Source organism: Paenibacillus apii (assembly GCF_011043685.1).
Lineage (GTDB): Bacteria > Bacillota > Bacilli > Paenibacillales > Paenibacillaceae > Paenibacillus_AQ > Paenibacillus_AQ sabinae.
The window spans coordinates 1,148,648-1,173,270 of sequence record NZ_JAAKGU010000001.1; the positions used below are offsets into that span (position 1 = coordinate 1,148,648).

General features: G+C 53.8%; 20 protein-coding genes and 1 other annotated feature (1 of these 21 cut by a window edge). Of the genes, 2 read left to right on the plus strand and 18 right to left on the minus strand.

Annotation, left to right across the window (positions count from 1 at the left end; genetic code table 11):
• Positions 1-271 (minus strand) — a binding site (T-box leader); it reaches 18 nt to the left of the window's first position.
• A 61-nt stretch (positions 272-332) separates the two neighbouring features.
• The 6 genes from G5B47_RS05655 to G5B47_RS05680 all read right to left on the minus strand — a co-directional run bounded on the left by G5B47_RS05655 (position 333) and on the right by G5B47_RS05680 (position 6,881).
• Positions 333-1,400 carry an AI-2E family transporter gene (locus G5B47_RS05655; RefSeq protein ID WP_025335984.1) on the minus strand — a complete coding sequence of 356 codons (1,068 nt, stop codon included), beginning with the start codon at positions 1,398-1,400 and terminating at the stop codon, positions 333-335.
• 227 nt (positions 1,401-1,627) lie between these two features.
• Entirely contained in the window at positions 1,628-1,837 is a 210-nt protein-coding gene (locus tag G5B47_RS05660) for a hypothetical protein (RefSeq protein ID WP_025335985.1), read from the minus strand.
• 13 nt (positions 1,838-1,850) lie between these two features.
• Positions 1,851-2,372 (minus strand): PRC-barrel domain-containing protein, encoded by a 522-nt coding sequence (locus G5B47_RS05665; protein WP_025335986.1) that lies wholly within the window; start codon positions 2,370-2,372, stop codon positions 1,851-1,853.
• Between the two features lie 104 nt (positions 2,373-2,476).
• On the minus strand, positions 2,477-3,622 hold the full coding sequence (locus G5B47_RS05670) for a cysteine desulfurase family protein (RefSeq protein ID WP_025335987.1): 1,146 nt from the start codon (positions 3,620-3,622) through the stop codon (positions 2,477-2,479).
• 172 nt (positions 3,623-3,794) lie between these two features.
• Positions 3,795-5,483, minus strand: a complete 1,689-nt coding sequence (locus G5B47_RS05675) for a glycoside hydrolase family 13 protein (RefSeq protein ID WP_165095223.1) — start codon at positions 5,481-5,483, stop codon at positions 3,795-3,797.
• Positions 5,484-5,501: 18 nt separating this feature from the next.
• Positions 5,502-6,881, minus strand: coding sequence for an MFS transporter (locus tag G5B47_RS05680; protein WP_038596042.1), 1,380 nt, complete (start codon positions 6,879-6,881; stop codon positions 5,502-5,504).
• Positions 6,882-7,242: 361 nt separating this feature from the next.
• On the opposite strand from G5B47_RS05680, the gene G5B47_RS05685 reads away from it, so the two are divergent.
• Complete coding sequence (locus tag G5B47_RS05685) at positions 7,243-8,250, plus strand: LacI family DNA-binding transcriptional regulator (protein WP_084266557.1); 1,008 nt, start codon at positions 7,243-7,245, stop codon at positions 8,248-8,250.
• An 89-nt stretch (positions 8,251-8,339) separates the two neighbouring features.
• Here G5B47_RS05685 and cymR read toward each other — a convergent pair whose 3' ends face one another.
• Complete coding sequence (cymR, locus tag G5B47_RS05690) at positions 8,340-8,759, minus strand: cysteine metabolism transcriptional regulator CymR (protein WP_025335991.1); 420 nt, start codon at positions 8,757-8,759, stop codon at positions 8,340-8,342.
• A gap of 270 nt (positions 8,760-9,029) precedes the next feature.
• Between cymR and mnmA the strand changes: the two genes are divergently transcribed.
• Complete coding sequence (gene mnmA / locus G5B47_RS05695; RefSeq protein WP_165095226.1) at positions 9,030-10,160, plus strand: tRNA 2-thiouridine(34) synthase MnmA; 1,131 nt, start codon at positions 9,030-9,032, stop codon at positions 10,158-10,160.
• Positions 10,161-10,295: 135 nt separating this feature from the next.
• Here mnmA and G5B47_RS05700 read toward each other — a convergent pair whose 3' ends face one another.
• The 11 genes from G5B47_RS05700 to G5B47_RS05750 all read right to left on the minus strand — a co-directional run bounded on the left by G5B47_RS05700 (position 10,296) and on the right by G5B47_RS05750 (position 24,536).
• Positions 10,296-11,600 (minus strand): replication-associated recombination protein A, encoded by a 1,305-nt coding sequence (locus G5B47_RS05700; RefSeq protein ID WP_165095229.1) that lies wholly within the window; start codon positions 11,598-11,600, stop codon positions 10,296-10,298.
• A 344-nt stretch (positions 11,601-11,944) separates the two neighbouring features.
• Complete coding sequence (locus G5B47_RS05705; RefSeq protein WP_165095232.1) at positions 11,945-14,134, minus strand: HelD family protein; 2,190 nt, start codon at positions 14,132-14,134, stop codon at positions 11,945-11,947.
• 184 nt (positions 14,135-14,318) lie between these two features.
• Complete coding sequence (locus G5B47_RS05710; protein ID WP_165095234.1) at positions 14,319-15,617, minus strand: NCS2 family permease; 1,299 nt, start codon at positions 15,615-15,617, stop codon at positions 14,319-14,321.
• Positions 15,618-15,738: 121 nt separating this feature from the next.
• Positions 15,739-16,494 (minus strand): tRNA threonylcarbamoyladenosine dehydratase, encoded by a 756-nt coding sequence (locus G5B47_RS05715; RefSeq protein ID WP_165095237.1) that lies wholly within the window; start codon positions 16,492-16,494, stop codon positions 15,739-15,741.
• 12 nt (positions 16,495-16,506) lie between these two features.
• Positions 16,507-18,282: an aspartate--tRNA ligase gene (aspS, locus tag G5B47_RS05720; RefSeq protein ID WP_165095239.1), complete on the minus strand. Its 1,776-nt coding sequence runs from the start codon at positions 18,280-18,282 to the stop codon at positions 16,507-16,509.
• A gap of 62 nt (positions 18,283-18,344) precedes the next feature.
• Positions 18,345-19,607 (minus strand): histidine--tRNA ligase, encoded by a 1,263-nt coding sequence (hisS, locus tag G5B47_RS05725; RefSeq protein WP_165095242.1) that lies wholly within the window; start codon positions 19,605-19,607, stop codon positions 18,345-18,347.
• Positions 19,608-20,409: 802 nt separating this feature from the next.
• On the minus strand, positions 20,410-20,841 hold the full coding sequence (locus G5B47_RS05730) for a hypothetical protein (protein WP_165095244.1): 432 nt from the start codon (positions 20,839-20,841) through the stop codon (positions 20,410-20,412).
• A gap of 34 nt (positions 20,842-20,875) precedes the next feature.
• The gene (locus G5B47_RS05735) at positions 20,876-21,400 is read right to left on the minus strand and encodes a type 1 glutamine amidotransferase domain-containing protein (protein WP_165095246.1); all 525 of its coding nucleotides are present in this window, start codon (positions 21,398-21,400) and stop codon (positions 20,876-20,878) included.
• A gap of 109 nt (positions 21,401-21,509) precedes the next feature.
• Positions 21,510-21,662: a hypothetical protein gene (locus G5B47_RS05740; RefSeq protein ID WP_165095249.1), complete on the minus strand. Its 153-nt coding sequence runs from the start codon at positions 21,660-21,662 to the stop codon at positions 21,510-21,512.
• Positions 21,663-21,895: 233 nt separating this feature from the next.
• Complete coding sequence (gene dtd / locus G5B47_RS05745) at positions 21,896-22,339, minus strand: D-aminoacyl-tRNA deacylase (protein WP_165095252.1); 444 nt, start codon at positions 22,337-22,339, stop codon at positions 21,896-21,898.
• Between the two features lie 19 nt (positions 22,340-22,358).
• Positions 22,359-24,536, minus strand: coding sequence for a RelA/SpoT family protein (locus G5B47_RS05750; RefSeq protein WP_025336002.1), 2,178 nt, complete (start codon positions 24,534-24,536; stop codon positions 22,359-22,361).
• Positions 24,537-24,623 lie beyond the last annotated feature (87 nt).

The window sequence follows — 24,623 nt, forward strand, 5'->3', positions numbered from 1 at the left end:
AATTCCCGTGGTACCACCCTAGTTAGCAGGCGGACTTCCCAAATCACCGCTTGCTCACTCTAACGCCCTGTAACGGGGGCGGGCCGACGTCGGTTAACGCTTGGAAAGCTTCCTTCGGTCAGCAGGCATTGCTGTCCTTTCTGAAGTCCCTCGCGGTTGTCGCCGTTTCTCAGAGGCGAGTTCATTTCGACTTCGTCAACCGGCTCGCACCAAGAACACCGGCTCTCTGCGTGACACACCCGAAATTAATGCTCCTCTTCATTGAATCCTGTGAAGTTTATATTCCATAATATTATATACAGAAGCCGCCTCTCCAGTCAATGCGCATTCCCTCACACCGTCTTCCGCTTCATATAATAGGTGATTAGATGCTGAAGGACGACTTTACCGGCCGCGAACACGGGAACCGCCAGAATCAGGCCGACAATACCGGCAATTTCGCCCCCCACCAGCAGGGCAAAAATAATAAGCAGAGGGTGCAAGTGCAGCGTCCGGCCCACGACCTGCGGCGAGATGACATTGCTCTCCAGCATTTGGCACAGTGTGTTCACCACGACGACCATCAGCACCATGCGAAATGAAATGGTCGACGCCATCACGATGGCGGGAGCCGCGCCGAGAAATGGCCCCAAATACGGAACGAGTTCAAATATGGCCACAAGGCTCGCGAACAGCAGCGCATACGGCATTCCGATCAAAGCGTAGCCGATATAAGCCATTGTGCCGATGATCAGACTGACCAGAAACTGGCCGCGGATATAATTGCCGAGCGCCTCGTCGATATCTTTTAACATCGTCACGATGGATTTGCGGCGGGAACGCGGGAGACAGGACACAAGCGCCCGTTCGAATACATCGAAGTCCTTCAAAATATAGAACACCAGAAAGGGGACGATAAAAGCGTCGAACAGGACGCCGATCGTCGTGCCGATATGGTCGAGAAAATTCGAGATTCCTTTGGCCAGACGATTTTCCAGTTGAAAAAACCAGTTGTTCATCCCCATCTCCACTCCCGGCGGGATTAGACGGGTATTCATGCTGTGCATAAGCCCCTGCGCCCTTAAAGTCATCTCCGGCAAATGCTCATTTAGCTCTTCGAGCTGTTTTATGAACATCGGGATCAGATTAACGGCGATGACCGCGATTGCAGTGAGGAATACGGCATAAATCAGTAGGACGGCCACACCGCGCGGCATTTTCCTTTGGGCCAGCAGACTGACAACCGGATTAAGCACATACGAGATAATCATGGCAGTCACAAAAGGAGCCAGCACCGCCTTCAAAAAAGTAAAAATATGCTGCAGCATCGGATGAAGCAGCCAGACGAAATACAAAATGATCAGAGCCAGCAGCACCCCGACCATCGTGCGAAACCATTTGCTTCCGAGCCATTGCTCCATGGCGTTACCTCCTGCGGCCAAACTGGACTGGCTTGTAAAGTAAGTATATGTTTGTCCGCCGAAAAATAACCGCATGTTTCGAAAACCTGTATGATGACGCGATTATCCCGAATATTTTTCTTAAAATAAAAACGCCCAACCTCCCCGCCACATTTGCCGCAGTCAAGGAGATTGGACGCCGTTGCCCTCTTTATGTACCGACTCCTGAGACAAGCGTTCAGCTTGCCTCAAGAAGTGGCGTGAATATGCGGAAACTCCTGAACCAGGTCTTCTCCGCAGAACAGATCATCGAGCGAACTGAGCGTGCCGTCTTCTTCAACCTGATAGACCGACATTTTCTCGCCGTTTACCGTCAGTTCAATGAAACATCCCCAGCAATAAAATTGATGGGAACCAATCTTTCCGATATCCTTGGACCCGCAGTTTGGACACTTCATACACACATTCCACCTATCCGTTAACGATATTAATATTTTTTTCCAATCGTTCTTCACTGAGTGCGGGAACCAGAACCGCGTTCTCCCCAATCGTCATTTCCGGCAGACAAGGCAGCCATTTACGGCCTTCCATCAAATCGGTCACCAGACCATCGCTGATTTCCAATGCTACTATTGTGTTTCCCATCTTTTGGTCAAAATAAACATCAGACACTGTTCCGAGGATCGTTCCGGTCTCCGTCACGACCTGCATGTCTTTCAGTTTGCTCTTGCCGTCCAGAAAGGTATGGGGTATGCTGTCTGCGTCCATTTTCCGAATGGACTCCTCGCTCTGTATCATCACGGCATCCTCGCCATAGGCGACAATGTCTTCCCATGCCACAACTTTCACATGACCGCCGAAAAAAGATTTGCTTTCAAGTTCAATACCCGTAATGTTCCAGTTTGAATCCAAAATGCAATCGACAATTTTGCCGATCTCTTTACCTTCCTCGACTCCAATCACATTAAGACCGACAAATTCCTGGAGTTTCATGCCGCAATCTCCTTACATTTATGGAGTCCAAAGAGAATTCTGGCTAGCCTTAAAGCTGCCGAAGCTCCTGAAATGAAGAGAAAACCTTTCCGGCGATAAAGACTCTAGTCTTTAATACGCAGCCGGTTCACAATGGTTTCAATTTTCCGGGAAACAAGTTCCATTTCTTCAGTAGTATTACCCAATCCGGTGCTGAACCGAATCGCCGAGTTCAAATACTCATCCCGCAGCTTCATCGCCTTGAGTACATGTGAGATTTCGAGCGAGCCCGAGGTGCAGGCTGATCCGCTCGAGGCGGCGATGCCCTCCATATCGAGATTCATCAGCAAAACGTCCGTTCGAACGCCGGGAAAGCTGATGTTGGTGATATGCGGCAGTCCATACTCAGGATTTCCATTAATATGGTAGGCATCCCGTCCGATTCCTTGATCAAGGCCACGAAGGAGCCGGTCCCGCAGCAGCAGAGACTCCTCATGTCTGCCCGTCTGGCCCTTCACGGCAAGTTCCACCGCCTTGGCGAATCCGGCCGCGCCGGCCAGATTCTCCGTCCCGGCCCGCCGGCCCTTCTCCTGCAAGCCTCCGTGCATCCGGGGATGAAGCGGTGCGCCGCGCCGGACATAGAGTCCACCGATTCCCTGCGGTCCGTTGATTTTGTGAGCAGAAAAGCTCATGTAATCCACAGGCAGGGCGGACAGCGTAATCGGAACCGAGCCTAACGCCTGAACGGCGTCCACATGGAACAAAATTCCCCGCTCCCGGGCCAGCCTGCCTATTTCTTCAATGGGCTGTACCGTTCCCACTTCATTGTTGGCCAGCATGACGCTGATCAGGAACGTATCTTCACGAAGCGCGGCTTCAAGGTATTCAAGCACAACCCGGCCCGTTCCGTCGACAGGAAGATAGGTCAGGGAATAGCCCTCCTTCTCCAGTTCCCGGCAGGCATGCAGCACCGCGTGATGCTCGATCGCCGTCGTAATAATATGTCCGCCCTTACGGGAATGAGCCGCGCCGAACAGCGCCAGATTGTCACTCTCCGTGCCTCCGCCGGTAAAGACCCATTCATCGGAGAAACAGCCCAAAGAGGCGGCGATGACATCGCGCGCCCCGTTAACCGTCTTTTTGGCGGAGCGCCCAAACGTATGCACGCTGGAGGCATTGCCAAATTGCTCTGTCATTACCTTCATCATGACCTCCGCCACCTCCGGGTGAACCGGCGTTGAAGCAGCGTGGTCCAAATAGATCGGCTTCATATATTAAACTCACTGTCCTTATCTGTAAGTCTGTCCAGAAAATTGTATATCATCCCGCACACCCATAGGTTACCATTAATTAACAAAATAAATACAACCTTGTGACCGTGCTATGAGAGCATACCGCAAAAAGTCAAGACCGGCAAGAGCTTCGCCCAAATCGGACGGGAGACTACCGCTTCAGCGACAGGACCAGCGCTTCATATGGCTGCAGCTCTAAAGAGACGATATTTCTTGCGCTTTCGGCATAATTCCCTGTCACCCATGTCGCCGAAGTGTAGGAAACAAGCGATTCTGGCAGCTGAAACAAGGGAGTACCCTCGCTGAAGTTGCAGACGACCAGCCATTTTTCATCGTTCCATGATCGGGTATAGGCATAAATCTCCTCATGCTCGTCTAGAATCAGGTCATATTTGCCATAAACCACAATCTCATTTTCTTTGCGCACCTGTATCAGCTTCCGGTAGAAGTAATAAATCGAATCGGGGTCGGCCAAAACATTCTCGGCGTTGATATTCGTATAATTCGGATTCACCTCGATCCATGGGATACCGGTTGTAAACCCGCCATGCGGCGTCCCATCCCACTGCATTGGGGTACGCGCATTATCCCGGCTTCTCCGGTGAATGGCGCTTAACATTACGTCAGCCGCAATCAACCCGTTATCACAAAAATCACGGTAAGCATTAACCGTCTCAATGTCCCGATAGGCGTCAATTTGTTCAAACCGGACGTTGGTCATGCCAAGCTCCTCCCCCTGGTAAATATAGGGACTTCCCTTCAGCATGTGCAGGCAGACGGCGAGCATTTTAGCGGATATGATCCGGTACTCCTCGCTGTCATTGCCGAAATTGGACACCGCCCTCGGCTGGTCATGATTGCTCCAGTAAAGACTGTTCCACCCGCTCTCTTCCAGCCCGTACTGCCATTTGCTGAAAATCGTTTTAAGCTCGGGCAGCTTCCACTCCCCAACAGACCAGCGTCCGTACTCTCCATATCCCAAATTGACGTGCTCGAAATGGAACACCATGTTCAGCTCATTCCGGCTATCTCCCGTATAAAGCTTGGCTTCTTCAACGTCGACGCCAGGCATCTCACCTACGGTTACCAAATCATACCGGGACAAGACATTCGAATTCATCTCCTGCAAATATTCATGGATACGAGGACCATTCGCAAAGAACGGCATGCCGTTTCCGTAGGTAAGCCCGCTCACAACCTCGCCGTCCGGAAGACCCGGAACCTTGGAGATAAAATTGATTACGTCCATGCGGAACCCGTCAACGCCCTTATCCAGCCACCAGGACATCATCTCGTAGATTTCATTCCGGAGTGTTGGATTCTCCCAATTCAGATCCGGCTGCTTCTTGCTGAACAGGTGCAAATAATATTCGCCGCTCTCCTGATCCCACTCCCATACCGAACCTCCAAAGAATGAGCCCCAATTATTCGGCTCCTTGCCGTCTTGGGAAGGCCTCCAGATGTAATAATCCCGATATGAGCTGTCCTTGGAAGAACGTGATTCCATGAACCAGGCATGTTCGTCCGAAGAGTGGTTAACCACAAGATCCATCATAATTTTAATGTTTCGTTCATGAGCCGCATCCAGCATCTCATCGAAATCGGCCATCGTCCCAAATTCACTCATAATATCCCGGTAATCGGAAATATCATATCCATTATCATCATTGGGAGATTGATAGACCGGCGACAGCCAGATCACATCAATTCCAAGCTGCTGCAGATAATCCAGCCGTGACGTGATTCCTTTCAGGTCGCCAATCCCGTCTCCATTGCTGTCTTGAAAGCTCCGGGGGTAAATTTGATAAAATACCGCTTCTTTCCACCATTTTTTCTCCATTTCATATGCCTCCATTCATTAATTTAAAGATTTTACAGTCTGCAGTTCTTCTACAATATCCGGAAAAATCTTATCCAGTTTATAAAAAGCCAGGAATACGATTTGCAGAAGGGCCAAAATGATCGGGAAATAAATAAACATGAAATGAATCGACGCCAGAGCGGATACGCTGATGGAAGCCTGACCGCCGACATATCCTCCAATAGCCAGGCTCCAGCCGATAAACGCCGCCCCGAGTCCGCCTCCCGCCTTCGTTCCAAAGCTGCCCGCGCTGTATACCAGTCCTTCGGTCCGCATCCCGGTCTTCCATTCTCCATATTCTATCGTATCGGCCAGCATCGCGAAAAAGGTGCCGAGGATAGCTGCATGGCCAAGCGCCTTGATCATCAGTCCCGAGCAGACAACCGCAAGGTTCGCCGGACTTACGGCAATGACAATCGAGCCCACGATTAATAAAAGGCTTCCAATAATAGAGGAATTGCGTTTGCCGATCCGTTTGACAACGGGCGATAGAATCGCATAGCCAAGCAGAGAAGGAGCAAGCAGGGATAATCCCAATACCCCGACCAGATCAGCGTCATGCAGCACATAGCGGGCGTAGTATACGTTCATGCCTGTACCGATGGAGTTATTGATAAAGTAGACGATGGCAAATCCAAGAATCAGCTTCCAGTATTTGTTGCGAAGCAGCGCACCGAAGGCACGTTTAAATGGTATTGGCTTTTGTACAACCGACGGGGTAACCGTTTCCTTGGTGCTGAAGAATGTTATAAGGAAGAAAAAGGTGCCGAGCAATCCGAACAGGACAAAGGAGAACACCCAGCCTTGTTGGCCACCCCCAAACGCTTTCACAAGCGGCAGTGTAAAATAATTGATAAGCAAAGCGCCCATCGTAGCCAGGATCATGCGGAAAATATTCAGCAGTGAACGCTGGTATGCATCCTGAGTCATCATCGAATTCAGGACTCCGTACGGGACATTGATGCTTGAATAAATGAAATTCATCAGGATATAGGTAAAGTAAACGTATACAATTGTGATGGTCGCATTGGCATCCGGAACGGTGAACAAGAGAATTCCCGAAAGGGCAAACGGGCCGGACATCCAGAGCAGCCAGGGGCGGGCCTTGCCATGCTTGCTTTTCGTTTTGTCGATCAGAGCGCCAATTCCAAGATCAATAAAGGCGTCGAGGATACGCGTAATCAGCATCAAAGTGCCAATAATAGCCGCATTAATCCCGATAATGTCCGTGTAGAAATAGGATAGAAAAGTCATTGCCGCGGCAAATAAAAGCTGACTGGCAAAATCGCCAAACCCGTAACCGATCTTTTCTTTCAAAGTGATATTCGGCGGTGTTTCCAGTAGAGCATCTTCTCTTTTTACAAGCGCATTGCCCATCGTTTCTTCTCCTCTTTTCACCGATATTTTAGTTGAGGCCTCTCTTTATGTAGAAAACGTTTTCTCAATTAAGTTAAAAAAATCACTCTGATTAAGCCTATTCAATAGAAATCAAGGCAATAAAGGGTTATATCAGAGCATAAAAACTAAATAGATGAGAAAACGTTTTCTGGAAACGATTATACTCCCCTGCATATGATTGGTCAAGCGCTTTCTTATTCGATTACATCCAAAATAAAACATTCGGAATGCGGGATAAATTGCGTATTTAACCAAAACTGATATAATGAATTTACTTTCAGAAAACCTTTTCTGAAGGTCCATGTCTCCTTAACCTATGCAGGAAAGCCGGTTATTACTTATGAAAATTACTATAAAAGACGTTGCCAGAATGGCCAATGTCTCCATCTCTACCGTATCCCGGGTGATTAACAACAGCCCTACGGTTGGCAGCGACATTCGCCGGCGTGTGCTGGATGTGCTGGAGGTCACTCAATTTCGCCCAAACGCCATCGCCAGAACGCTGGTCAAGAATACTACTTCGTTAATAGGCGTACTGCTGCCGGAAATTAAAAATAATGTATTGGACGATATGGTTGAAGGGATTAATCAGGTCGCCCGGTTATATGGCTTTGACGTTATGATTGCGTTATCTGGAGGAAATGAGGAAAGCGAGCTTCACTACTACAATCTGTTCCGCGAAATGCAGGCCAGCGGAATCATAGTATCCGCGAGCGGTATCCGGGATTCTCTGTTCGATCTCACCCAGGCTTCGAATATCCCTTGCCTTCTGGTAGGCCGGGATTATCGCGAGAAGTCCATTCCTTCGGTCCATGTGGACAACGTGTCGGCCGCTTTTGAGGCGGTAACGTATCTGATCCAGCAAGGCCATCGCGACATTGCTATGCTGCGAGGCTCAACAGGCGATATCTCAGCAGGCAACCACCGGTTCCAAGGCTATGAACAGGCACTACACGCAGCTCATCTGCCCATTCGCCCCGAACGGGTACTCGAGAGCGCGCTATCGGTAGAAGAAGGAGCTGCCGCCATGCGTAAGCTTTATGATTCGGGGCCTTTGCCGACTGCCGTATTCTGCGCTACGGACCGGATCGCCATCGGCGCCATGAACTTTCTGGCGGAGACCGGGGTGAAGGTCCCGGAACAAGTCTCCTTCTTTGGCTTTGATGACATTGATATGACGGTCATTATCAGGCCCAAATTGTCAACGGTCCGGTATTCGGCATCCGAGCTTGGGATGGTTGCCGCGCGCAATCTCATCAAGCTCATTAAAGGAGAGGAACTGTCCGCTTACCATTGGTCCGTCTCGCATCAGCTGCAGATTCGCGACAGCATCGCCAGATTGAATTAAATAACAAGAAAAAAGAGCCTGTCCAAACAGGCTCTAAAGGGAAATTCCTCAGCATCGAGGAGTATATGTTTATTTTTAGAAATTCACACTCAGATATAAAACATGTAGTTGTCGATATGGGTCTCTTCCTTGAAGGAGATCAGATCCGCCAGCGTTGTGGAGTCCAGCACATCGGCAATGCTGTCGCGGATGCGCAGCCACAGGTCGCGCTTGGCCGGGTCGTCCTCTTCCGTAAAGTCCACGGGAGAAATCGGGCCTTCCAGCACGCGGATAATATCCCCGGCCGTAATATTTGCTGCTTCACGGGACAAAATATAGCCGCCATAAGCGCCGCGAATACTCTTGACGAGGCCCGCGTTGCGCAGGGGGGCAATCAGCTGCTCCAGATAATGCTCGGATAATCCGTTTTTCTCGGCAATGCTTTTTAAAGATGTTGGACCTTCGCCAAACCTGACGGCGAGCTCCATCATGATCGTTAATCCGTATCGGCCTTTTGTCGATATTTTCAAAGGGGCACCTCTTTCAATATTATAGCTGGGTATAGTATAATTAGTAGTTGGTCAAAACCGTAAGAATAAATCAGCGTATTCCGATGATTGCTCTTGATTTTATGTTAACATATCCGCAGATGGTTTTGAAACACAAAACGTAATTTTTTTTACAAAAGTGTTCTTCCAGGGCGGACAATGATGGCGTCAAATCAGCGGGAGCGTTCACGGTAAGCCCAGCCGCTGGTGTACGGCAAGACTGCATAAAGCTTATTCAATCTAAACAAAAAGATGGTGATCAGGGTGACAAAAGCAAAAGAAAATACCCGCGTCGTTGTCGGCATGTCGGGGGGAGTGGACTCCTCCGTTACGGCGCTGCTGCTGAAGCAGCAGGGCTATGACGTCATCGGCATCTTCATGAAGAACTGGGATGACACCGACGAATTCGGCGTTTGCACAGCCGAAACCGATGCGGAGGATGTACGCCGCGTATGCGAGCAGATTGACATCCCTTACTATACCGTAAACTTCGAGAAAGAATACTTTGATAAAGTGTTCAAATATTTTCTCGACGAATATAAGGCCGGGCGTACGCCTAACCCGGACGTTATGTGCAACCGGGAGATCAAGTTCGGCGAATTCCTGAACAAGGCGCTTCAGCTCGGAGCCGATTATGTGGCGACAGGCCATTATGCGCGGGTTGTGGAAGAGCACGGCGAATTCAAGCTGCTCCGCGGCGTTGACGCCAACAAGGATCAGACCTATTTCCTGAACGCCTTAAACCAGCAGCAGCTGTCGAAGGCCATGTTCCCCATCGGCCATCTGCCGAAACCGGAGGTCCGCCGGATCGCCGAAGAAGCTGGACTGTATACGGCCAAGAAGAAGGACAGCACCGGCGTCTGCTTCATTGGGGAGCGTAATTTCCGCGAGTTCCTGAGCCAGTACCTGCCGGCCAAATCCGGCGACATGGTGGACATCGCCACCGGCGAAGTCAAGGGCCGCCACGACGGGCTGATGTACTACACGCTCGGCCAGCGCCAAGGCCTCGGCATCGGCGGCTCCGGCACGGGCGAGCCGTGGTTCGTTGCGGATAAAGACCTCAGCCGCAACATTCTGTATGTCGTTCAGGGGGACAAGCACCCCAGCCTGTACTCCACAGGCCTTGTCGCTTCCGGCGTGAACTGGATCGACGGGCACGGCCCCGGCACTGAGCCGCTGCGCTGCACGGCCAAGTTCCGGTATCGCCAGCCGGATCAAGGCGTCACGCTGACGAAGCGCGAAGACGGCACACTGTATGTTGCCTTCGATACGCCGCAGAAGGCGATTACGCCCGGACAGGCCGTCGTCTTCTATGACGGCGATGTCTGCCTCGGCGGCGGAACGATCGAATACGCCGAGAAGGTTGTGCCGCAGCCGCAATAAGCCATCGGCCTAAAGCCTGGGGAGCCTTGCGGCTGTAGCGAATTTTTAAAGCAAAAGAGCCTTTGCCGGAACGCACCCAAGCGGTGCTCCGGCAAAGGCTCTTTTTTTCTGCGCCGTATACGGCTGCGGCCCGGTCTACTGTTCCCTTCGCAGCGCCTGATTATGCCGAATCTTCACTTCGCTCCCCTGCTCGGTCGCCTGGTAAAAGACCCGGCGCGAAATCGCCTTGGGCAAATACTCCTGCTTCACGTAGTGGCCCGGGAAATCATGCGGGTATTTATACCCGGCATGCCCCAAAGCCGCCGCCCCTTTGTAATGCGTGTCCCGCAGATGCAGCGGCACTTCGGCCGATTTCAGCTCGTCGATCGCCGACATCGCCCTGGAAATCGCCATGTACACCGCGTTCGATTTCGGACTCTCGACCGCGAACAGAATCGCCTGGGCGATGTTCAGCTTCGCTTCCGGCCAGCCGTTGTTGCGGTACGCCTCCAGCGCGCTGACCGCCTGCACCATCGCCTGCGGGTTCGCAAGCCCGATATCCTCGCTGGCGGCCGCGATCAGGCGGCGGATGAACACGATCGGGTCCATCCCGAGCTTCTCCACGGCGTAGAGGAACCAGAACAGGGCGGCGTCGCTGGAGCCGCGGATGCTCTTGTGAAAGGCGGACACCACGTCGTACTGCGTCGACTCGTCCGCTTTGACGGTTGGCCGGCGGATGGAATCCTCCGCCACCTCAAGCGTCACATGCACGGTTCCGCCGCTATCCGGCGGCGTTGTCAGCGCGGCCAGCTCCAGCGCGTTCAGCGCCCTGCGTATATCGCCGTTCGCCATCGTCGCGATGTGATCCAGCGCGGCCTCGTCGACCTTCAGATCCATAAAGCCGAGCCCCTTGTCCCGTTCCTCCAGCGCCCGGCGCATCGCGGTCAGGCTGTGCTGCTTGTTCAGCGGCTCCAGTTGAAACAGCGTGGACCGGCTCATGAGGGCACCGTTCACATAATGGAACGGATTCTCCGTCGTCGCCCCGATGAAAATAATTGTACCCTTCTCAACCGCAGGGAGGAGCGCATCCTGACGGGAGCTGTTAAAGCGGTGCACCTCGTCCAGAAACAGGATCGTCTTCGTGCCATAGAGGCTTTTTGCGTCCTGCGCACGTTCAATCACTTCCCGCACATCCTTAACGGTCGCTTCCACCGCGTTAAGCCTTACGAACTCCCCTTTGGTATGATGGGAAATAATGTGGGCGAGTGTCGTTTTGCCACATCCCGGAGGCCCGTACAGCAGAATGGACGAGACCTGATCCGCCTCAATCGCCCGGCGCAGCAGCTTGCCCTTGCCCAAAATATGCTCCTGGCCTATATATTCATCGAGAGTCTCCGGGCGCATGCGGTCCGCCAGCAGGCGACCGTCGCCGGCCATATTCCCGAAAGAGAATAAATCCATATCTACACTCCTTGCTGTAAGCTGTATGATTCTATCATACCATTTCACAGGAGATCGAGCACAGCCGCTGGAAATTCCAGGTTCGCGGGAGGCCCATTTCTCTTGCAACGCAGGCCCGCTACACAGATAAACCACCACCCGCTTATTAGTGAACGACGGTCTTCCGGTTACTCGAATATACCAATTTGCTTGTTATACGAGTTTTAAGTTCGTTGCTTCACGGCAGAGAGTTTTACGGTTGTCAGGCTATTCTCCCCCTCCCCCCAAAAAAGCCCGTCCGGAATTTTCCGGTACGGGCCTCATTCTGTTTTTTCGCTCAAACCAGCTTGTTCTCTGCTTCGCTCCTATTCCGCCTTCGCCGCAGAGGGAACTTCCGGCCATCCCTTGGCCGTCTCTCCGCCTTTCGCTGCCTCACGCAGATACTCCGGCATTCTGCCGTTATGCAGCAGCCACATCTCATGCAGGGCCCGGGTGCAACCGACATACAGCAGCTTCGCGTCCCAAGCCGTTTCTCCGTAAGCGTCGAGATCGGCATCGGCTACGATGGCGGCATCGAACTCCAGCCCCTTAGACAAGTAGAGCGGGAGCACTGAAAGCCCTCCCTGGTATTCCGTAATTCCGCCGTCGATCAAATGGATATCATCAAAATGCTCCGACAGCCCTTCGTAGAGCCGCGCCGCATCCGCCAGCGTCCGGGTCAGGACAGCCACGGTTCGGTAGTCTCTTCCGGACAGATCCGCAAGCGCGGACCGGATATCGGCTTCCCGGCTCTCTCCATACTCTATCAGCCGGACGGGACTGCCGCTGCGGAATACCGGAACGGCCAGCAGGTCGCTATGTACGCCTGCGGACAAAATCCCGTTGGCGAAATCGATAATTTCCATCGTGGACCGGTAGCTGCGCGTCAGCGCATGGTAGGACGTGTGCTCCGGCGCGAACAGGGACTGCATTTCGCTCCAGTCATGCACCCCTTTATAGGCATGGATGCCCTGCGACAAATCGCCCAGTATCGTAAAAGAGTGTCCGCGAACATATAGATCAAGCACCGCAATCTGGAACGGTGAGAAATCCTGCGCTTCGTCGATGACGATATGGTCGAATTTTGGCGCGCCTTCATCCCCGTTCAGCAGGTAATGAATATAGAGCAGCGGCGGCAGATCCTCTTCAAGCACCGCACCCTTTTTAAGCTGGCTTCGCGTCTCTTTCAGCACAGCTGACGGAATCGCATCGGGCGCTTCGGCCGGCCAATCCGCAGGCGTCTTTACAGCCCGGAAAATCTGCTTGTAAATCGTCAGCGGATCGTATTTGGGCCATTTCGCGCCGTAAGCCTTCTCGCGCTGCGCCCCTTTCTTCTTCCGGTCTTTCAGCGCCGCGGCCGAAGGGCTTTTCTTCAGCTCCATTTCGATCCAGCGGTGAATCCGGGCCATAACCCGTTCCTTCCGCTTGGCGGGCGGATAAGGGGCATATTCTTCATTATGCCACCGGAGAATCGTTCGCCGGGGCAGAACCGCACCCTCCCACGGAATAAAATCCCCTTCGGGGACAGAGCTGGATTCCAGCCTCCGCACCGCCTCTTCGATGATTCCCATCAGCGCCGTCGATCCCTTGAAGCGTCCGGGTGTCTGTTCCGTGATTTCCGGCATCCCGCCCGGCGACTCGAACCAGCGGCTCAGCGTCTCCATAGCGTCACCCTGCGTAAGCTCCAGTCCAAGCATCTCCGCAGCCCAATCGGCAAACGTGCTCTGCTGAATGTTGCCAACGCCAAGCTCGGGCAGCACATCCGAAATGTAGTCCAGAAACATCCGGTTCGGGGCAAAAATAATCATCCGCTCCGCCGCCACCTGCTCCTTGTACTGATACAGCAAAAAAGCGAGCCGGTGCAGCGCCACTGTCGTCTTTCCGCTGCCGGCGACGCCCTGAATAATTAGCGCCGTGTTTTTGGCCGCCCGGATAATCCGGTCCTGCTCCTCCTGGATGGTCGATACGATATCCCGCAGCCGGTTATCCTTGTTCTCTCCCAGACGGTAGACGAGAAATTCATCCGAAACCGCCGGGCCGTCGCTCTCGCGGTCGAAGGTGTCCGCGACCCGTTCCAAAATCCGTTTACGGATCACCACGTTGCGCTTTAGATACACCAGCCCTTCGACAATCCCCTCGGGCGACTCGTAGGAAGCGGGCTCCTTGCCTCCGGTAAACGAATAGAACAGGCTCGCCACCGGCGCGCGCCAATCGATGACGAGCGGGCGGTCGCTAACCTGTTCATGGTCCACGCCGATTTTGCCGATATAGAGCGCCTTGCGTTCCCCGCCGCCGTTTTCCTCAAAGTCCAGCCTGCCGAAGTAAGGCTCTTGTTTGAGCTTGGCCAGATTGCCGCGTCTCTGCTCCCTCGATGCCTCCAAAATCTGTTCCGTGTAATCGTTCCCTGTGTACACCGGTGTGCTCTTTAGCGTTGCCAGCTGCCGGTCAATTTCCGCAAGAGCTGTGTTCAGCCTTTCCTGCTCCTCTTGATAGGCACTTTGAAAGTTGTCCTCCAATTTCAGTTACCTCCTAAAAGTAATAGGGGGAAAGCCTCCCCCGTCCATGTAAGGCAGAACCGGTTCAAAGGAGCGCATGCTCCTCACCCATGCTCGCACAAAAAGGATATTCATTGTAGCACAGGTAAAAAGGAATTACCATATCCCGGAATGCGAAATTTGCATTAAGCTTCATCAGCTGCATTTACAGGAAGGCATGAAGGATGAAATTCGCTGTGAACAGACCGGCAATGGCGTACAGCGCAGGAGGAACCTCGCTGCTTCTGCCCAGCGCAAGCTTCAAGGCCGGATAGGCGATGAAGCCGAAGGCCATGCCGTCGACAATGCTGTAGGTGAACGGAATCATAACCATGATCAAAAAGGCGGGAAAGCCCTCGCTGGGATCGCTGAAATCGGTCCGGCTCACGCTCTGCACCATCAGTCCGCCGATCACAATCAGAATCGGCGCAATCGCGCTGTCCGGGATATAGGCCAGCGCCGGAACGAACAGGAACGTGGCGCCGAACAGCAGTGCGGCGACAAGCGAGGTCAGGCCGGAGCGTCCGCCGGCGGCAATGCCGGCGGACGACTCGGCGGCGGCCACAACCGGGCTGCTCCCCAGCAGCCCGGCGGCGATGTTGGCCAGCGAGAGCGCCCGCAGGCTGCTCTTGAAGCGTTCGGGATGCCCGGCCATCAAGGTCTGCGCAGAGATGAGGCCGATGTTCTCGAATACGACGATCAGCAGCAGCAGAAAGACGGCGATCCAGAACACGAGGCTGAGCGCTCGGGTCCAATCCATGCCAAGAAACACGTTCCCGTAACCTGCGAAGAGAGGCCCGGGCTCCATCTTGTCCGGCCCGGGCCCGGCGCCAAGAAGGTAAGCCAGGCCGGTCCCGGCAAGCATGCTGATCAGAAGCCCGCCCCGTGTGCCCCGCAGGAACAGCACAAGCGCCAGCAGCAGCGTGGCGCAGGAGGTGATGACGGCGGGATCGCTGAAGTGTCCGATGGCGACGAAGGTCGTCTGGTGGGGGATCACGATCCCGCTTTTTTGCAGGCCGATGAAGGTCAGGAACAGCCCGATGCCGACGCTAATCGCATGCTGAAGATTGGACGGAATCGCGTCGCTGAGAATCCGGTAGAGCGATGTATATGCTACCACGGCGAACAACAGACCAGTAACGGCGACAACTGCCAGCGCCTCTCTCCAGTCCAGCTTCATGGAATGAACCAGCGTATACGTATAAAAAGCGTTGATGCCCATTCCGGGCACCACGATAACGGGCGTCTTTCCGCCGAAGGCCATCAGCAGGCAGCCGGCGACGGCCGTCAGCAGCGTGGCCGCCATCCCCGCCCGGAGCGGCATGCCCGCGTCGTGCAGAATGGCGGCGTTGACCATGACGATATAGACCGAGGCAAAATAGGAGACAATGCCGGCTGCCCACTCCCGCTTCAGTTGATGCTCCGGTTCCATCCCAAGGCTGCGGCGCCAAAAGTTGTTGTTCATGCAGGTTTACCTCCGGTATTGCTATTATTCCAAAAATCACGTGAAACCTGTATATGATCAATAAAAGAGCGAGCCGCCCGCTTTCGGCGCTCGCTCTTATCAGTATTTTATGGTTTCAAATTTAAAGCTTAACCCCGGCGTTTTCCAGCAGCTCTCGCACGGCGACGCTGACCATAATCAATCCCGCCACCGGAGGCACGAACGCATTGCTCGCCGGGGGCTGCTTCGCCTTCCGGATCTCGGGCGCGTTCTCCGGCACGATTTTGTCCGTCACATCCTGCCGGGGCTTTAACGGCTCCTCGGTCGAGAATACGACCTTAACGCCTTTCTTGATGCCTTCCTTGCGTAGTCTCTGGCGGATAACCCGGGCGATCGGGTCCATCGTAGTCTTGGAAATGTCGGCGACCTGAAACTTCGTCGGGTCCATCTTGTTCGCCGCCCCCATGCTTGAGATCATCGGTATTTTTCGGGCGAGACATTCCTTAATCAGATGGATTTTGTAATGAATCGTATCTGACGCGTCGAGGACGTAGTCGAGCTTGTATTTGAACAGCTCCTCGTATGTTTCTTCGGTATAGAACATATTCAGCGCAATCGCTTCGCACTCCGGATTGATCAGCTTGACCCTCTCCACCATCAAATCCGCTTTTTTCTGGCCAACCGTCGTGGTGAGCGCATGAATCTGGCGGTTGATGTTGGTGATATCGACAGCGTCCTTGTCGATCAGGATAATGCGGCCGACGCCCGTGCGGGCGAGGGCCTCCACCGCGATGGAGCCGACGCCGCCGATGCCGAGCACCGCTACCGTGCTGTTTTTCATAACTTCCAGACCCTCGGGTCCGATAGCAAGTTCGGTACGCGAGAACTGATGCAGCATGATGTCAGCCTCCTATTTCTTGGCTTTTTCCTTAATAGCCACTCTGATATGCAGCTCGTCCAGCTGCGCGTCTTTAACCGGAGACGGAGCGTCCATAAGCAGATCGGTGGCGCTGGCCGTTTTCGGGAAGGCGATCGTTTCGCGCAGGTTGGTGCGTCCGGCCAGCAGCATTACGAGACGGTCGAAACCGAAAGCGATGCCGCCATGAGGAGGCGTGCCGTATTCGAATGCGTCAAGCAGATAGCCGAACTTGTCTTGTACCTCTTCTTTGGACAGGGAGAGCGCGTCGAACATTTTCTCCTGCACATCGCGCTTGTAAATCCGCATCGAGCCGCCGCCGACTTCGTAGCCGTTCAGCACGATATCATAAGCCTGCGCGCGGATTGCGCCGGGATCGGTGTCGAACAGGGCCACATCTTCTTCACGCGGACGGGTGAACGGATGATGCTCCGCCACATAACGCTTCTGTTCCTCGTCATAGCCGAGCAGCGGGAAGTCGGTTACCCAGGCGAATTTGTATACACTGTCGTCAATCAGGCCGAGCTGGCGGCCGATTTTGAGACGGAGCGCGCCGAGAACGTCGGCGACAACCTTTTTGTTATCCGCGGAGAAGAGCAGCAGGTCGCCTTCCTCGGCTCCCGTGCGTTCTTTAACGGCGGCAATCTCTTCCTCGGAGAAGAATTTTACGATCGGGCCGCGGAACTCGCCTTCCTTGACTTGAATCCAGGCCAGGCCTTTCGCACCGTAGCGGGCCGCATAAGGGCCGAGATCGTCGATTTCCTTACGGGTCCAGGTGCCGCAGCCCTTGGCGTTCAAACATTTCACTTCTCCGCCCTTTTCGATAACGGAGGCGAATACCTTCACGCCGCTGCCAGCGACGATATCATTCATTTCGATCAGTTCCAGACCGAAACGCAGGTCCGGCTTATCCGAGCCGTATTTGCCCATCGCCTCGGCATGGGTCAGCCGCTGGAACGGCAGGGCGAGCTCAACGCCGACCGTCTCTTTGAACAGCCGCTGCATCAGACGCTCCATCATGCCCAGCAGTTCGTCCTGGGACAGGAAGGACGTCTCAATGTCCACCTGCGTAAACTCCGGCTGCCGGTCGGCGCGCAGGTCCTCGTCGCGGAAACAGCGGGCGATTTGATAGTAGCGCTCAACCCCGCCCACCATCAGCAGCTGTTTGTAAATCTGCGGCGATTGCGGCAGCGCGAAAAATTCGCCTTCATGTACACGGCTCGGCACGAGATAGTCGCGGGCGCCTTCCGGCGAGCTCTTGGTCAGAATCGGCGTTTCCACGTCGATGAAGCCTTCCTCGTCAAGGAAATCCCGGAAAATCTTGGCCGCTTTCGAACGGAGCAGCAGCGTCTTCTGCATCTCCGGACGGCGCAGATCGAGGTAGCGGTATTTCAAGCGCAGCGATTCGTCCACTTCCACGCCGTCTTCAATGAAGAACGGAGGCGTCTTGGCGGCGTTAAGCACCTCAATGTCAGTCACGCGCACTTCGATTTCACCTGTCGGCAGGTTGGAGTTAACAGTCTCCGGATCGCGCTTCACGACCTGGCCTTTAACCGCAATCACATACTCGCTGCGGGTCTTGTCGGCAATTTGCAGCGCTTCTCCCGAGTAATCCGGATTGAAGACGATCTGTACGATTCCGCTTCGGTCGCGAAGATCGATGAACAGTACGCCTCCAAGGTCGCGGCGGGTCTGCACCCAGCCGTTCAAGATGACGGTCTGACCGATACTCTCCGTGGTCAGCTGTCCGCAGTTATGACTTCTTTGCATGATATACCATACCCCTTTGTAATTAAAATCTAACTTTCATCGCCGTTTCAAGCTGACTCCAATCAAGCCTGCTCCGCCAGCACTTCTCCCAGATCTTCCAGCTTAACGGTACGCTGCTCGCCGGTCGCCATGCTCTTGAGGGCGATTTCGCCGCGCTGCAGCTCTTCTTCGCCAAGAATGGCTGTAAAACGTGCCGACATCCGGTCGGCAGACTTAAACTGGGCCTTCATTTTACGTCCCAGATAGTCGCGCTCCGCCGAGAACCCCTGGCTGCGCAGAATGAACAATTGCTTGGTGATTTCGGCTTCAGCCTCTTCCCCCAGCGCCACGAGATACACATCCAGCGGCCTGGACGCTTCCAATTCCACCTTCTGGTTCTCCAGAATGAGCTGAATGCGCTCTAGTCCAATGCCAAGGCCGATGCCGGGCTGATCCGGTCCGCCGATTTCGCTGACGAGACCGTTATAGCGTCCGCCGCCGCCTACCGTATCGATGGAGCCGATACCGGCTGCCTTGTACTCAAACGCCGTATGCGTATAATAATCGAGGCCCCGGACGAGCCGCGTATTGACGGCATAATCGACGCCCATCGCATCCAGGTGCGCCCGCACCTTGGCGAAGTGCACCGTGCACTCCTCATCCAGGCTGTCCAAAATGGACGGGGCATCTACGAACTTCTCCTGATCGACCTTGCAGTCCAGCACCCGCAGCGGATTGCGCTCCATGCGCCGCTGGCAGTCGCTGCAAAGGCTGTCCTTCATCGGACGCAAGAACGCTAGCAGCTTCTCCCGGTAGGCGGCCCGGCTTGGAATATTGCCCACGGAATTAATCTCGACGCGTACGCCGCTCAGGCCCAGGTCCTTGCAGAACTGGTAGCCGAGCGAAATGACCTCCGCATCGATCGCCGGATCGACCGCTCCAAACGCTTCCACGCCGAACTGGTGAAACTGGCGGTATCTTCCCGCCTGCGGACGCTCATAGCGGAACATCGGACCGATGTAGTAGAGCTTGCTGACATCCGGTTCACCGTACAGCTTGTTCTGCACGTAAGCGCGGACGACACCTGCTGTCCCTTCCGGACGCAGCGCCAGGTCCCGGTTCCCCTTGTCTTTGAAGGTGTACATTTCGCCTTCCACGATATCGGTCGTCTCGCCGACGCCTCTCTCGAACAGCTCCGTATGCTCGAACATCGGGGTCCGGATTTCGCGATAGTTGAAGCGACGGCACAAATCTCTGGCTTTCTCTTCAACGAACTGCCATCTTTCCACCGCTCCGGGCAGGATATCCTGCGTGCCGGTCGGCTTCTCGAATCTTTCTTTAGCCACAGCTTATCCCTCCTGAAATTGCCCTTGACCACTTAGAAATGCCCATTAAAAAAATCCCCCGTCCTGTTCGATCAACAGGGACGAGGGATTATCGCTAACGATCTTCACCCGTGGTACCACCCACATTCCGGCCGAAAACCTAAGCTTTCAAGGCCGCTCCAAGCGGTTAACGCCCGCCTACGCGCAAGAACGGCTACTGACGCGGCATCCGCCGCTGTTCGCCGTGCGTTCTCGGGGAGGTCATTCATTCGCTCATCAACAGAATCCTTGCAGCCTGGCTGAATATTTGTTTAACCTCTTCCGAGGTCAAAAAATCGAGCCATGGGATTCCTCTCTGGGGTTGTGGGTGCCGAACTACTCGTTCCCGTCATCAAAACATGATATATGTCGTATATTGTTAGATTCTACTGAACCACTGCGTTAAAGTCAAGGGATGATTTTTGTTCTTTGGGACATTGTTTCCAAAGCCTTTATTCCCAAAAAAATGACCCGCAGCCGATTGCCGCAGGTCCAATGTAATATATTATAAAAAAGGGGGTCATGGCTTTATTATAGACACAGTATATTAAGCAATCATTTAAGAAATATTACTGTTACATTACAGAAAAGAAAGCGTTTTATTTTTCTGGGACAAGAAGACCTCCTGACGGCGTCCTGAAAGGACACAAGTGCGTGTCTCGCAGCAATAATATAAGACCAATTATAAGCGTAAAATATCCTTATATTTTGACAAAAGCCTCCCGCGCTGTGAGCGGGAAGCTTTTGCATGGGAAACGTTTATTCGGGCCTCGGAGCTTCAAGTTTAATCAAAAATTTCGACATAGGCATTTTTGCCCCGCAGGGTATGCACCACCGCGTTAAAATCCTCGTCGCTCACTTTGATCTCCATAACGTATCCCAAATGATCCAAATCTCCTTCGGCGTACATCCGGTCCGCGCGGAGGTCATCCCTTCCATTGGCAGCATCCCCGTTGAACGGCTCTTTCCTATCGATATCCGTACTCGCCGTTCTTACCGGTACTGCCGCGGGCGCCGCTCCGAAAGCCGCAAAGGTGGAGCCGCTCCCCGCCAGATTATTCGGCGGCATGAGCGGAAGGAGCAGCCTCCGGTCTTCTCCCAAAGGATCAGTCAGGGCTCCTACCTCCAGAACATCCGCGTCAAACGACAGCAGTACCGTCTTGGCGCCTTCTGCTTCATTCTCATTTCTGAAGTAAGCCTGAATCCGCTTGGTCATCGTTATCGCCTCCCATTCATAATGTGAAAGCCGGTTATTGAGTCACCTTGACCTGGAGTGACTTTAACAGTTCGCGAACAAAGGCCGGCTCATCCTTGGGCGTGCGTGAAGTGATATAATTGCCGTCCACGACGACTTCCTCGTCCTTGAAATTCGCCCCCGCGTTAACCATATCGTCTTTCAGCGGCGGATAGGACGTAATGGTTCGGCCTTTCAAGAGACCGGCGCTGATCAGGATTTGCGGCCCGTGGCAGATCGCCGCGACCGGCTTGCCGCCGCTGTCCGCTTCCTTCACGAATTTGAGTATATCGGCAGAAGATCGCAGCCCTTCCGGTGAGGAACCGCCAGGAATAACAACAGCGTCATAGTCGGCCGCCTTCACTTCGGTGATGGCCTTGTCGGTTGTATAGGAGGCTTCGCCCTTCTTACCCTTGAGCGTCTCGCCCTTTTTCAGTCCAATAATATCGGCTTCATGTCCGGCCCCCTTCACCGCATCGTAGGGAACCTTCATTTCGGAATCTTCAAATTGAGCAGCAAGCAGAAAAGCAACTTTACTCATTGTAAAAAATTCTCCTTTCTGTTGTTCTTGTTCTCGTAGTCTTATTACCCGAATCCGGCGTCCTTCTAACCCCGCAGATCGAAAAAGCCGCTGCTCCCGACCCTCTCGCTCACGAGCGCGGCAGTAAATCGCGGCTTCTTCCTTTCCGTATATCCTTGCTGAGCCATTCGGACTCCTTCGCGCTTGCGGCGGCTTCCACCAGGCTTCCGGCTGGAAGGGCGGCCAATGTTCTCCAGGCCCAGGCTTTCGGCGGCTGTCTCATTTCTAGCGCTCCTTAGGTTATGCTTGTCATTCTTCCCTGAAGTTTGCCCCGGCCGCTTACAGCCTATCCAACAAGATAGCATCTCAAAAGTGGAGCCTTCCCTTCAGGGACCCCGAAAATATAAATAGCCTATCCGGCAAAAAAACGGATGGTCCGAGAACCTGTTCCAGGTTTCTCAGCCATCCGTTTTCATATCGTACCGCCTTTTAGCGGCCGTTACATCTTGACTTCCTCTATGCTCTGCTGTCCAGAATGAGCGTTACCGGCCCCCAGTTGATCAAGGATACATCCATCATCGCTCCGAAGATGCCTGTTTCAACCGTCAGTCCGGCTGTCGCCAGCTCGCGGTTAAAATAGTCATAGAGCCGCTCCGCTTCCGCCGGTGCAGCCGCCGCCATAAAGTTCGGACGCCGTCCCTTCCGGCAGTCGCCATATAACGTAAACTGCGATACGGACAGAATCGATCCGCCCGTGTCGCTGACGCTGTAATTCATTTTTCCCGCTTGATCCTCAAAAATGCGCAGCCCGGCGATCTTGCCCGCCAAAAACTTGGCGTCCTGCTCCGTATCTTCGTGGGTGACGCCGACTAGAAGCATCAGGCCTTCGCCGATCTCCCCGGCAATCTTGCCATCCACCTCGACCCGCGCTTCCTTGCACCGCTGTACAACCACTTTCATGTATGCCACAACTCCTGACTTACTGCATAATCCGGTGAACGGTGTAGACGTCTTTTACCCGTTTGACCTTCTCCACGACCGAATACAAATGATCCGTATTACGGATCAGGATGGTCATATGAATCAGAGCCATCTTGTTCTTGTCGGAACGGCCGGTAACCGCTGAAATATTCGTCTTGCTCTCGGATACCGCCTGCAGCACTTCATTCAGCAAGCCGTTCCGGTCATGGCCGGTAATTTCGATATCGACGCTGTAATTCGCCTCCATACTGCCTTCCCATTCCACCTCGATGACGCGCGCTGCTTCCTCGCTCTCCTCCGCCTTGATGTTCGGACAGTCCGAGCGATGCACGGAAACGCCGCGGCCGCGTGTGACGTAGCCGACAATGTCATCCCCCGGCACCGGATTACAGCATCTGGCGAAGCGGACGAGCAGGTTGTCGATCCCCTTGACGCGTACGCCGTTCGTCGGCTGGTTCCGCTTCTCGGCGACCTTGATTTCCTTCTTCTCGGTCGTCAGCTCCAGATGAGCCGCCGCCGCTTCCTCCTGCTCCTTTCGCAGCTTCTCAGTCAGACGGGTGGCGATTTGCGCCGCCGTAATACCGCCGAAGCCTACTGCGGAGAGCATATCCTCAATATCGTTAAAGGCGAATTTCTTCGCCGCTTCCAGCAGCTTCTCATCGGACATCCAGTCCGAAGGCTCGATTCCAAGCCGCTTCAGCTCGCGCTCGATCGCTTCGCGCCCTTTTTCGACATTTTCCTCGCGCTTCTCTTTCTTGAACCACTGCTTGATCTTGCTTCGGGCATGCGAAGACTGGGCGATCTTCAGCCAATCCCGGCTCGGCCCGTAAGAATGCTTCGAGGTCAGGATTTCCACGATATCGCCGGTCTTCAGCTTGTGGTCAAGCGGTACGATCCGCCCATTGACTTTGGCCCCGATTGTGCGGTTGCCGACCTCCGTATGAATCCGGAAGGCAAAATCCAGCGGCACGGAACCCGCAGGCAGCTCGATGACTTCCCCTTTGGGTGTAAAAACAAAGACAAGGTCGGAGAAAAAGTCCATTTTCAGCGATTCGACAAACTCCGAAGCATCCTTGGCTTCATGCTGCAGCTCCAAAATTTCGCGAAAAAAAGGCATCCGGTTCTCAGGATTGGCGGCCCCGCCGCTTCCTTCCTTGTATGCCCAGTGTGCTGCTATCCCGTATTCGGCTGTGCGGTGCATTTCAAACGTTCGGATCTGGACTTCCGTCGGCTCGCCGCCAGGACCTACGACCGTCGTATGGAGCGATTGGTACATGTTGGCCTTCGGCATGGCGATATAATCCTTGAAACGGCCTGGCATAGGTTTCCAGAGAGTATGGATAATACCGAGGGTGGCATAACAATCCTTGATGTTGTCAACGATAATGCGTATCGCGAGCAGATCGTAAATTTCGTTGAACTGCTTGTTCTTTGTGGTCATTTTGTTGTAGACGCTGTAAATATGCTTGGGACGTCCCGAGAGATCGCCTACGATGCCCATTTCGTCCAGCTTGACGGAGATGCGGCTGATGACGCTGTCGATAAACTGCTCGCGTTCGGCGCGCTTTTTGTGCATCAGATTGGCAATCCGGTAGTACTGCTGGGGATTCAGGTAACGGAGCGCGATATCCTCCATCTCCCATTTGATGGCCGAAATACCGAGCCGGTCCGCGATGGGACAGAAAATTTCAAGCGTTTCATAAGAAATGCGGCGCTGGCTTTCTTCCGACTGATATTTCAGCGTCCGCATATTATGCAGCCGGTCCGCGAGCTTGATGACAATGACGCGGATATCCTGTGCCATGGCGACGAACATTTTGCGGTAATTCTCGTTCTGCTGTTCTTCCTTTGACCGGAAACGAATGCGTTCCAACTTGGTCAGTCCGTCCACGAGCATGGCGCAGGAATCGCCGAATTTCTCACGAATCTGCTCGAGCGACACCGTCGTATCCTCCACAACATCGTGCAAAAGAGCCGCGATAATGGAGATGACGTCCATCTGCATGCTCACGACAATATCGGCGACTGCAAGCGGATGCAGGATATACGGTTCCCCCGATTTGCGCACCTGCCCGTAATGGGCCTGGTCGGCAAATACATACGCCTCCTGTATGCGTGGAAGATCTTTTTCTTTTATATAGGCTCCGGCCCTTTCCAGTAATCGCTCAATGCCCATACTCGTCGTATCCGTTTCCTTTCTATAATAAAATGAACCCGCGTCTTTTGCGCATCCGCAGGCAGGGTTCGGTTTTTTTCATTTTTT